Below are 11,633 nucleotides of genomic sequence, written 5' to 3'. Positions count from 1 at the left end.
CTAGGGTTCGCATCCAATCACGGGTGCTTGGATTGAAACTAGCAAAGCTTGCACGTAAGCAAAAAACTACTTTTCACATCCAATCACGGATGCATGGATTGAAACATAAGGAAAAATGAAATGAAAATGAAAATATATTGTAGTAAGTTCGGTAAGTTGGTTGAAGCTCATCCGTTTGGTGGTGGCGAGTTAATACATTTAGCGAACTGGATTGATGACTTGAAATGTGACGTGAAAACAAGTGCTGTATTCGATCAAGGCTTACCGACGCTTATACTTACTAAGGGCGACGATGTAATAACTTTAAAGCCGAACCAGTGGTTGGTACGTGAAGATGAAAATGAATTCAAAGTAGTCAGTGCGGAACAGTTCCCTAATTTATACACGCTACACCAACCGACAGAAGGCGAGTGATATGGATGTTCAAAAATCAAAGTCATTACTATCGCATAGAGGGCCTATGAGCAACGTTTAAAATTGCACACCAATTTTGGCTGTGCAAGGGAAATCCTTTAAATAGAACTTCCAAAGCCGATAGCTTGTAGAATTTGTTCCGAGAAACAATTGCCTCTTATATTGCAGAAAAAAATTATGTATGTTACTCATAAGGTCACTACTGGTGTGCCTTATGGCGTTGCACCATATACTTACCTAGTAGTGGTAAGCAAAAAGCGGGAAGTTGAAAAGCACCCAATAACGGTAAAAACATTGCGCCCATAAAGGGGACAGTGATGGTGTAAGCCAATAATACATTGCGTCCGCCACACACTAGCGCGGCAACAATGGCATTTTCATAACCAAAACGCCGATATACAAAATAAGCGCTGAAATAAAAGAACAGCGCCAACACAGAGCTGAGCATCAATAATGAGAAAGCCTGCCACGGATTATAATCAAATGTCTCACGAAACCCAGCCATTAATCCCAGTGGGAATAGTAGCAACAGTAAGATATTAAACTGCCCAATCTTAGGGTAATAGCGAGACAAAACTGCAGGCGCGATCAAGCGGCGCGCCAACACTGCAAGCCCCATGGGCATAACAATGTACACTACCAAGCGCTGGACATAAGTTACCAAATCTAAATGAGCGTTCTTATCGCCCAAGAGCCACAATACACCCAATAAGGTAGCCGGCATAACCAGTGTAGCAGCGATAGTTTTTGCCATAGCCAATTGGGCATCAAACCCCACGGCATTGACCAGTGCCCCACTTCCAAACAAGGGCGCAGTAGCACCAAGCCCTGCTATTGCCAATAGCAAATCACCACGGACACCAAGTGCATAACTGATCAATACTAAGACGAGGCTCATGCCCGCACTTTGGAGCACCGCAAAGACCCAGACATAACGTGTCACGATGCGCTTCAATAGTGCGAACTGATCAATACCCAATAACGTAAAAAACATCAAGAAGAACAGCACTTCGGGTAAGTACCCCAACACCGCATTGGATAAATCTGGAAATATAAAGCCCACAACTGCGCAAAGAGGCATAATTAATGTGCTATGACGCGCTATAAAACGAAGCATGGCCTTTCCTAAAGCTTGAAATAAACTAACGCTCATTTAGACTCATATCTGCGCTGCGCAGAGCAAAACCATAGTGTCTAAACAATCCCTATTTTTTAGACCCTACGTTATACATTGATTCTCGGTAAGTTACAAATATAAGGTGACAAATATTATGGCGAGTGCTTATTAAGCTCTGCTATGTTAACCACACGGTGACAAAGTCTTTTGACTAAAGCCATATCATGACTGACAACCAGCATACCTACCTCACTACGCTCAAATCTTTCGAGCACAGCTTGCCAAATCTGCGCTTGGGTAATCGCATCTAGCATTGTGGTCATCTCATCGGCGATGAAGAACTTCGTCTTTGGCCCAAGTGCTCTTGCAACACAGAACCGCTGCAGCTCGCCCCCTGATAGCTCATTGGGCCAACGGTTGAGCCACTCCTCTTCAATGCCTAATAACTGCAATAACGATTTATTCGGTTGCCACCCCTCATTGAGTACTTTCCTCATTTTCCAGCGAGGGTTAACCGCTTTTTCAGGGTGCTGAAAAACCAACTGTACCGGATGATAGCCTCGGTTATTGATGGCTGAACCATTTAGGGTGACACCTCCCTCTACAGGCTTTTCATAGCCAGATAATATGCGGCAAAGGGTGGTCTTACCAGAGCCACTTGGTCCAACAAGCCCAACGATTTCACCAGGCTCTATCGTTAGATTAACGCCGCGAAATAGCCACGGTCCCGCTGCGTAGCGAAACCCAAGATTGTTAGCTTCAAGCCGCATGGATACACCTCACTCTTCCCGCCCGCAGCTCTCGCATAGCTGGTTGTGCTTGATTACATTCAGGCATCACCAGCGGACAACGCGGTGCAAACAAACACCCGGGTGGAAGGTCAGCTGCCTTAGGCTGCGAACCGGGAATGGCAACAAAATCATTCTGGGGTAATGCTCGCCACAATGCCTCGGTATATGGATGGCGCAGTCGCTCCCCTTTCCCGCTAAAGTCATCTACAGCAGCCACCTCCAATATCGTACCGGCATACAGCACCGCAATCCGGTCTGCAATCTGTAAAGCAGCTTCGATATCATGTGTAATTAACAGGATAGTTCGCCCATCATCAGCCAGCTCTCGAAAGCTCTGTAAAGCCTCTTTGATGACAACAGGATCTAGTCCAGGCGTTGGCTCATCAGCAATAATTAGCTCAGCGTCTCTGACAATAGCCGTTGATAGTAGTATTCTTCGTGCCATGCCACCAGAGAGCTGAAAAGGATACATACCTTCAACTTCTGGGCTTAAACGCAGCCGCTCAAAAGCTTGTCTTTGGGCCGCAATCGTCGCTTTGTCATTAACAGGCGACCTAACTTGTTTGCCGACACGCATCAGTGGATTAAGATAATTAACGGATTGCGGAATCAAGGCGATTTCAGTCGCTCTTAGTGCTTGTTGCCGCTTAGCCGTTAATGTTTCGCCCTTATATTTGATGCTGCCACTCACGTTTGCATTGTCTGGCAAAATACCCAAGATTGAATGAGCAAGTAAGCTCTTACCCGAGCCACTCGCTCCCACGATGGCCAGTATTTCACCTTTATTTAAGCTGACTTCTAAATCAGTAATAACTTTGAGTTCTCTCTGCCTGAGCCCACCTGTATATTGATTAAATGATATCGATAAATCATTTACCTCTAAAATCGACATCTAGCTGTCTCTCCAATTTTTACTGATTTGCTTCATTAGGATTCATCAGTTTTCTTAAATTTTCACCAGTAATCTCAAAGGTACGCACCACGATAAGTAACGCTATCCCTGGAAAAAATGCCAACCACCAAAGCCCAGAGGATAAGTACTTCATCGACTCTGACAAAATAATGCCAATCGCCGGCTCATGAGGCGACAACCCTAATCCCAAAAATGTCACAGAAGCTTCGTGCAAGATAATGTGCGGGAACATTAGCATAAAGCCCACTAATAGCTGTGGAATGAGATGCGGCAGGATATGATTTGTAGCAATCCACCAACGAGATTTGCCCATTTGATGAGACACCTGAACATAATCAGCAGAGCGTATTTGCATCACCTCTACTCTAATTACCCGCGCCAGACTTGGCCAATGCGTCAGCATCAAACCAACGACAATGCCTTTAAAGCCGCCGCCTAGCATGAAGGAGATTAGAATAAGCGTAACCAGATGCGGCACACTCAAAAAAAGATCAATAACCCATGTAATCACACGATCAGTAAGATTGCCCATTGTCGCTGCTGCCATGCCCAGAACGAGCGCTATGAAGGCACTGCCTACTGCGCCTAGCAGCCCTACCCCCATACTTAGCTTCAACCCCATAATCGTACGCGTAAACATATCTCGACCTAACCAATCAGTGCCAAAGAAATATTGCAGTGAAGGGGGGAGATTACGCTGAGTTAAATTTGTGGCAATTTTTGCTTCATCCAACATCAAGCCGCTAAGTAAGATAGTTAATAGAAATGCAGTGGTTAATACAATAGTCAGCAGCGTTCGCTGTCTGAGATTTAATCCAAACAGGCTAAATTTATTTTTTTTATTTACTAGGCTACTTGCAGTCATATCATTCTACTTTCTTTGGTCCTCGGATCGACGATGTAGTAAATTAGATCGGCAATTAAATTACCCGCAAAGACAAAGATGGTACTGAATAAGACGATTCCTAATAATAAAGGCACATCTCCTTTTAGCCCAGCCTCTACCGTTGCTTGTCCAAGCCCTGGATAAGAAAATACTTGCTCGGCAAGAATAGCGCCTCCAAATAATTCACTGAATGCGGCGAACTGCAAAGTAATGGCTGGTAAAACAATATTGCGTAAGCCATGTCTCCAAAACAATGAAAAGCCTTTTTCACCACGCGCTCTTGCAAATAGCACATAGTCGCTCGATAACACTTCAATAAGCTTTTGACGGGTATGAAGTGCCACGTTGGCTACTCCTAAGATACTTAGGGTCAATGCCGGAAGCACCAAGTGTTTCACTCGGTCTAATAACACAACATCCTCCGCCAATACCCCTGCCGGGACACCCAAACCCACGGGGAACCAGCCTAGCCATACCGCAAAGATTATCAGCACTAATAGCCCCATCCAGAAGGTTGGCGTTGAAGCTAAGGTATAACAGTACCACTGAATTAGGCTATCAATCCAAGTGCCTTTTTTCATAGCAGCAACAATACCGAGAACGAAGCCCATCATCCCCGATAAACTCCACGCGACGATCATTAGTGCCAATGAACTCATAAAGCGCTCACCAATAATTTCACTGACTGGGCGCCGATAAATCATCGAGGTACCTAGATCTCCATGCAGTAATGCAGAAGCCCAACTAACAAACTGAGTCAATACAGGCTCATTAAGTCCCCAATACTCCGCTATCTTTTCACGCTGCTCAGGGCCGACATTTAACATATCGGCGCCAATGTAGGCTTGAATGGGATCAATGGGAGAGTTTTTCATCAAAATAAAGGAGATAAAGCTAATAGCAACCAATAGAGATGCCATCCTTAGTCCTTTAAATATGAAATAAGACCCGATTTTCCCCTCCCATATTTTTCCACACATTACTGCTTCCATCTCCAATCGACGATGTTGTCTGTCGCCGGCCAACCGTGTCCATGAACATGGATTCTTTGTTTTCCAATATCTAGCTCATTTTTCATCAAATATAGATGATCAATATTCACCAGCCAAACCCAAGCTGCATCGCCTTTACCGCTTAAGCCAGTCGTGCCATCCCACTGCGCCTTTTTCCAATACTCATTCGCTTCTTGCTCACTGTTGGCTTGCAGGGCTTTGTCAAAATAGCGGTCCACAGTTTTATTGCTGTAATATCCGGTGTTGTTGTAATCTACTCCAGCATTTTGGGTGGCATAAATATTTACCAGCTCATAAGGGTTATGACTTCCCCACCCCATCAAAACAGCTTCAGAATGCATTTTTTCGCTAATAACATCCCAGCTTCCGCCTTCGATATCAATCTTAATGCCTAAAGGTTTCACCATATCAGCCACAGCAATGGCTAGCGACTGTCTGACTATGTCACTCGCTAAATAATAAAGTTTAAACTCAGCTTTTAGTGAGCCCTTATCTAGCACACCATCGCCGTCAGTATCGCTCCAACCTGCGTCTGCCAATATTTTGCGCGCAGCATCCAAGTTGGCATCCTCAATGACTGTTTCTGGATTCCACCAGGGAAGATGATCTACTGAGGTATAAGCGGGAGAGCCATAGCCTTCTAATACACCGTCGATTAACGCTTTGCGGTCTACCGCTACATCAATAGCATGACGAATCGCTGGATCAGCAGTCACATCGTTACCGATTGGCAAGCCATTTTCTTTCACTTGACCTGACTTAACGTAGGGAAAAGCAATACCACGGTTATCAACTGTTTTCACCGCTTTAAGCTTCATGCCAGAAATTTCTTTGTTACTAAAAGCAGCTGGAAGATAAGTCATATCAACTGTGCCTGCTTGAGCAGCAGCAAACGCTGCATCTTCACTTAAGAACAAAAAAGTTAGCTTTTTGAAATAAGGATGCTTGCCATAATACTCAGGGTTCTCTTTGACAATAAGTTGTTGCCCTTTATCCCACTGTACTAATTGATAAGGCCCAGAGCCTATAGGGTTTTGTGCATAATTATTATCATAAGCATGTTCCGGCACAATTCCTGTCGCAACTAACGAGTTAACAAATGTTGATTGTGGTTTTTTTAAGGTAAACCGAACCACTGTATCGTCAATCGCTTCTACTTTTTGTAAGATATTTAAGTCAACAACTGAAGCACTTTGTAAGGCTTTTTCAAAGGTAAACTTAACATCTTTTGCGGTTAGTGGCTCCCCATCAGAAAACTTAACATCATCACGCAAATGTACTGTCCACACGGTGCCATCGTCGCTAACTTCATAACTGGTCGCTAAGTCATTTACGATATTGAGGTCATCGTCTCTTTTCAATAATGTACTTTGAAATAAAGGAGAGCCATAACGCCCCCACCCTGTAATCGGATCAAAACCTGCTTCTGGCTCTGAACCAAATGCTAAGACAAGCTCTTCTTTTGTCTCTGAAGCTATTTTGTTATTGCTATTATTGTCCGTCTTATTATCCGCTGATGAACATCCTATTATTATCACCAGTAGCAAGGCGACTAACCCAAACATTCCAATGGATCTTGTATTCATGTAAGCACGCTCTTTTTTTAATAAAGATAAAACTGTGTTTAAAAGTCATTCAGTAGGAGGGTGGGTTTTTGCTAATACAAGCTATGCAAAAACACCTTATGTTCACTCAGCAGGTGCGATTGAAAAATCACCATGAGTAACCCCTTTTAATGTGGTTAACTCATAGCTAAGCTCTTGTACCGCTTTGACTTTACCTTTCACCGCAATAAGCTCCAGACAATTCTTTTCACTGACATGAAAGTGAGTGGTCGCTAATATCAAATCATGATGTTCATGTTGAATTCTGGTCATCTCTTCCACCAGTTTTCTCTGATCATGATTGTAAAACAGTAAGATACTACCAGCGATTATTTGCTCACTGTCCTCATAAATATGTTGCATAATTGACTTACGCACTAAATCACGAAATGCCTCAGAGCGGTTACGATATCCTTTGAGGGCAACCAACTTATCAAACTTCTTAAGTAGGCCCTCCTCCATAGACACACCAAATCTTGTTAAGTTTGAATCTTGCATAGACACACTACTTATTTGATTGACGGTTGTTTGGTTGCTAGTTACTTTTAGCTAATAGCGGTTTGACTAATAGCTATTAGGTTAATAACTAGTAGGTAACTGGGCTTGCGGGCTGATCAATAAACTTGATTAACCGTTGAAGAGTGACACGTTTACAAAAAAACGTGTTACGAAATGATCTAAAAAAACGTCACATAAAAATATGACGCAACATATGAAGTGATAGTATTATAAATTTCTATAACTAACAATCACCTTACGATTGTACAGTACATCCGGCTGTTTGCCAATCAATCCCTTTACCACTAAGAGACGTTATTTACACTAATAAAGGGAACTGATAAAGAGCGGCAAATATCAGCGCTCCGATTAAGACACAAGCAGCACTAAACCAAACTAAGCGAACTTGCGAGATTGACCAGTCTAGCTGCCAGTGAATCATGCCTTTCATATTTAGCCACTCTGTGACACTAATAGCTACAGTCAACCACAATGCACCGACCAAATAGCCACCCAATACATCGCTTAAATAATGCTCATTTAATACAATTCTACTCAGGCCAATTAGGATACATAGGAAGACCGTATTGACCAGTATACGTACTTGCCTGCCAAAATCATGGCTAAAGCGAAACAGCATATAAGCAACATACCCATATAAGGCCACTGCAACCGTCGCATGCCCACTCGGAAAGGAGTATGTCGCCTCATGCAGTAAGATATCTATCGGTCGCTCACGATGAAACACCAGCTTACTTAAATAGGTAAATGCAGTGCTGCCTATAACGGATATCAGCAGTCCAATAAATAGGTAATATTGGCGAATAACAAGGCATACAATGCCTGTCAACAATATCACCAGAGCAGTAAGCGGTGTGGAAGCCAAACTGGTAATAACGATAAAGAAATTAACCACCGCTGAGTCGCTCAGTACACTCATCTGCTGAGACACAAAGTGGTCCATAGCCACAATAGAATCCGAGGTGACCACATCCTCAACGAGCCCAACAAACAAAGCTAAGATATAGCCCATGACCAACGATAATACTGTTAACAGCAGACCATAAAAATGCTCTAAATGCAGCCTTTGTGATAAAAATCGATAAAACTTTGGGTATTTCGTTTTGAATTGAAGCCGTCGTTTATCTAGTTCAAACCTCTGTTTTATACTTACCCAGTATTGCTGAAGCTGAATAAGTGTTTTTTTGCCATAACCAATAATTACATACTGCACTACCCACAAAGCAGTCATCACAACGAAAAGCAAACCTCCTAAGCCAAACAGCTGCTGATTGGTTTCAATTATATTCATCATAAATAACAGATCTTCTTCTGGTTAAACTTTATGTGGGTAGATTTCTTTAGGCTGATTGTCGCAGATTGAGAAGCCACAGTCGATATCCTATTAACACGAAGACTAAACTCTGACTTAACGCATAAAATACTAACAGTGGTAAGGCTTGGTTGTCTGAACCTACGACAAACAAGTGAATACTAATCAACATATAAGCCATAAATGTTAAGAAATGCAGCAAGCGCCAGACCGATTGACCCAAGTAGGATTTGACATAGAAGCTCATGGCACAGATAAACAATAGCCAGAAGCCTAACTGACCTAAGCCCACACCCACAGTATCTGTCTCAAAACCAAAAGGCGTCAACACTTGCCCAATACTTAAATTAAGGTAGCCGTCTGCTAACAGAATTAGCGCATGAAAACCTGCAAAGCCAATGGCGACTAGACTGGTAAATTGATGCAACTCAAAAAGTCGGCTTGCAGTAAAATATCGACCTAACTGAGAGCTTAGCCTTGTTCCTAATAACAAGCCGAAAACCATGGTGAACCAAAATAAAGTGTAAGCAATAAAACCGCTGGCTCGAGACAAATACCAAGCGTTTTTGTCAGTTTGGGCCAGTAGGTCTGTAACTTGTGGCCCCAAACTTAAGAGGAAAAAGGCTCCAAGACCTATCCCTATTATTACGACCAGTAGCCAACCAATAGCCTTTAGAGCCTCAGTGACCAAAAACTTGCTTCCGTTTAATAGCTTATTTTGTAAGCTAAGATGAGACAGAGACTGTGACTTAGGGTGAATGGTCATTCTGACCCTCCTAGTAATAATTTTGTGGTTATGTATTGAAGTTATGTTTGCTAAAAAGCTCATCGCCTGATGTTTAGGTATATCAAGGGACAATCACAATTGAGGCCATCTTTTGTGAGGTGATAAGTTGATAGTTTGTGTCGACAATCAAACCGGCTAAATTATTTTGGTTCAGCCAAGATATTGCCTTAGACGTTCCTAGTAATACACAGTACTTAGCCCATACTTCTGCCTCAAGTGTGCTGTCTGCAATGATAGAGGCACTTAGCACATCACTCAGGGCTGACTTTTGCGTCTGAGGATTAATAAGATGATGCTGCCACTGACCATGATGCTTCCAGCGCCGATAGTCCTGTCCAGAAGTTGCAATGCCGCCACTATTTATCTGAACGATAGCCACATCACTGCCTAACGCTTGATACTGATCAAGACTCTCATCTTCTGGGTTAAGAGCATTTGGTCTAGCAATAGCGATTCCCCAATTAGGTGATGTAAAACTACTGTCTCTAATAGGCTCACCAATAGCAATATCGCCTCCCATATCAACCAAACAAGGCATTTGCCACGGATGCTGCCAACTGATCTTCTCAGCTAACTTAGTCGCCGCCCAGCCTTTGACATAACCATTTAAATCTAAGCTCATACCCCTAGGTAGCCTTAGTTGAGGACTTCCCTCTTTTAGAAGGCGAAATTCGATATTTGTAGCATCTTGTAAATGTTCGGCTGAGGGAGACTGATCGCTTACTAAGTCTGTCGTTAGCATTTCAAAGGAATGGGAATAGCCAAGATTACACAGTACCTGCAATAAAGTTGGGGTTACAAGACCCTGGGTTTTGTCAACGAAGGATACAGCTAGCTTTAATACCTCAAACAATTCAGCGCTCACCGTAATCCACTGGCTATCTAGTTCAGAACATTGATTAAGTCGATTTAAGCGCATCAACTCACTACTGTCCTCAAAGCGACTAAATATCTGTTCCCAACTGCGCAAGGTGTGTTCAATATCTTGTTTAAGTTGTATTAACTTCTGCTCAATCTGCACGTCTGAATGAAAGGATTTAATAGCTGTCATGTCCAAATGCACTTGGATATGACACCCCATTGCTTTCAGAGCCAATGCTTTAATATTTAAAGGCGGCTGATTCATTGCCGACTCCTGTTTTTTTAATTTATTCTGTAAAACAATCATTTATTAGCGAAAATATTAGGTTTTTAGCGAGAGGATTGAGTTGTTGCAACCACTCGAACGGGTTGATTCGGCACTGGTGTCACCGTATTCACTTGACGTAATTGGTTGATATCTATGCTCTGGTTTGACGCATTGTTGGTCAGACTCTCGCCAGCAGTAGTGGTCATACTTACCGCCATCGGCTTGGCCGCTTCGTCGTCCCAATTAGCCAAATTAGTATCAGCGACCATTTGCTCAAAGCTTAAACCACTTTCATCCGTTACTTGAGCGTAGCTGTCCTCTTGATTAAGCAGTACTAGCCAGCCCCCCATCGTACCGACGATAGACAACATCAAGATGGCGCTCTTGACCCCAAGATAAGATTCCGCTTTTTTTGCTGCCTGGTTTACTGATTTGTTTGCTGCACTCTTTATTGATTTATGGTCAACCTTGTTAGCTAATCTAGGTGAATTAGTCATCATAGCTCTCCTCGTCATCATGGTGCTTATTAGAGCGATCTGACTCATCGTAAAGACGATAGTCTGCTACTATCAGATGCTTGTATTCATCCTCATCTTCATCACGATATTTTTTACGATCTTCATGTTTATCTCTGCCTTTATGATGTGACTTATCATCATGCTTATCTTTGTGATGCTTATCTTTGTGATGTTCATCATCATCGTCATCATCTTCATAGCGATATTCTTTAGAAGTATTTATGTTAGAAGGGGCTGGATTTAATACTGCAGCAGAAGTGGCATCAATATAAACAGGGCCACTGGTTAGCGACACCTCATATGCCGCTGTACCATTGTAGTTGACCAACTCTATCGGAGCTTGCAAGCTTTCATTGGGTAGGTATTGATTTGCTGCCGTCATGGCCTGCTGTGCATTTATAATACTGCTGGCTGGAATAGTATTGCTTGGTGACACTGCCAAGCTTGTTAGGTTATCAGTGCCATTAGTAACATTTTCAGTTGCGTCTTTACCGCCAAAGCCTGAGTCGGGCAAAGTTTGGGCAATAACACCGCCAAAGAATATCATTGAGGCAGAGCCTAATATGATTAATAGTGGCTTTAGTAAAGGCTTTAATACAGGGGTGCTCATAAAAAAACTCCAAATCATTG

13 protein-coding genes are annotated in these 11,633 nt (G+C 42.8%); 1 reads left to right on the top strand and 12 read right to left on the bottom strand.

Annotated features, from left to right (window positions below; genetic code table 11):
• Positions 1-120: 120 nt before the first annotated feature.
• Entirely contained in the window at positions 121-414 is a 294-nt protein-coding gene (locus tag G561_RS0106460) for a hypothetical protein (protein ID WP_028858812.1), read from the top strand.
• A 199-nt stretch (positions 415-613) separates the two neighbouring features.
• Here the strand turns inward: G561_RS0106460 and G561_RS0106455 are convergent, their stop codons facing one another.
• The 12 genes from G561_RS0106455 to G561_RS14105 form a co-directional block, all read right to left on the bottom strand.
• Positions 614-1,531, bottom strand: coding sequence for a hypothetical protein (locus G561_RS0106455; protein WP_028858811.1), 918 nt, complete (start codon positions 1,529-1,531; stop codon positions 614-616).
• A 152-nt stretch (positions 1,532-1,683) separates the two neighbouring features.
• The gene (locus G561_RS0106450) at positions 1,684-2,301 is read right to left on the bottom strand and encodes an ABC transporter ATP-binding protein (protein WP_028858810.1); all 618 of its coding nucleotides are present in this window, start codon (positions 2,299-2,301) and stop codon (positions 1,684-1,686) included.
• Positions 2,291-3,214: an ABC transporter ATP-binding protein gene (locus tag G561_RS0106445; RefSeq protein WP_028858809.1), complete on the bottom strand. Its 924-nt coding sequence runs from the start codon at positions 3,212-3,214 to the stop codon at positions 2,291-2,293. The genes G561_RS0106450 and G561_RS0106445 overlap by 11 nt, the downstream gene beginning before the upstream one ends.
• A gap of 19 nt (positions 3,215-3,233) precedes the next feature.
• Positions 3,234-4,100, bottom strand: a complete 867-nt coding sequence (locus G561_RS0106440; protein ID WP_028858808.1) for an ABC transporter permease — start codon at positions 4,098-4,100, stop codon at positions 3,234-3,236.
• A complete protein-coding gene (locus tag G561_RS0106435) occupies positions 4,097-5,041 on the bottom strand; it encodes an ABC transporter permease (RefSeq protein ID WP_037031843.1) in 945 nt (314 codons plus the stop codon). The genes G561_RS0106440 and G561_RS0106435 overlap by 4 nt, the downstream gene beginning before the upstream one ends.
• A 59-nt stretch (positions 5,042-5,100) precedes the next feature.
• Complete coding sequence (locus G561_RS0106430; RefSeq protein ID WP_028858806.1) at positions 5,101-6,720, bottom strand: ABC transporter substrate-binding protein; 1,620 nt, start codon at positions 6,718-6,720, stop codon at positions 5,101-5,103.
• Positions 6,721-6,822: 102 nt separating this feature from the next.
• Entirely contained in the window at positions 6,823-7,236 is a 414-nt protein-coding gene (gene nikR, locus G561_RS0106425) for a nickel-responsive transcriptional regulator NikR (protein WP_028858805.1), read from the bottom strand.
• Positions 7,237-7,555: 319 nt separating this feature from the next.
• Positions 7,556-8,551 (bottom strand): phosphatase PAP2 family protein, encoded by a 996-nt coding sequence (locus G561_RS0106420; RefSeq protein ID WP_028858804.1) that lies wholly within the window; start codon positions 8,549-8,551, stop codon positions 7,556-7,558.
• A 46-nt stretch (positions 8,552-8,597) separates the two neighbouring features.
• Positions 8,598-9,335, bottom strand: a complete 738-nt coding sequence (locus G561_RS14110; protein ID WP_227674048.1) for a ferric reductase-like protein — start codon at positions 9,333-9,335, stop codon at positions 8,598-8,600.
• Positions 9,336-9,417: 82 nt separating this feature from the next.
• Positions 9,418-10,482 carry an FAD:protein FMN transferase gene (locus G561_RS0106410; RefSeq protein WP_028858803.1) on the bottom strand — a complete coding sequence of 355 codons (1,065 nt, stop codon included), beginning with the start codon at positions 10,480-10,482 and terminating at the stop codon, positions 9,418-9,420.
• Positions 10,483-10,547: 65 nt separating this feature from the next.
• Positions 10,548-10,985: a hypothetical protein gene (locus tag G561_RS0106405; protein ID WP_227674049.1), complete on the bottom strand. Its 438-nt coding sequence runs from the start codon at positions 10,983-10,985 to the stop codon at positions 10,548-10,550.
• Positions 10,975-11,613, bottom strand: coding sequence for a PepSY domain-containing protein (locus G561_RS14105; RefSeq protein WP_051584406.1), 639 nt, complete (start codon positions 11,611-11,613; stop codon positions 10,975-10,977). The genes G561_RS0106405 and G561_RS14105 overlap by 11 nt, the downstream gene beginning before the upstream one ends.
• Positions 11,614-11,633: the final 20 nt, after the last annotated feature.

The organism is Psychrobacter phenylpyruvicus DSM 7000 = NBRC 102152 (assembly GCF_000685805.1).
In the GTDB taxonomy this organism is placed as follows: Bacteria; Pseudomonadota; Gammaproteobacteria; order Pseudomonadales; family Moraxellaceae; genus Psychrobacter; species Psychrobacter phenylpyruvicus.
The sequence above is the reverse complement of the archived record's forward strand: the minus strand, read 5'-3'. Positions and strand labels throughout refer to the sequence as shown.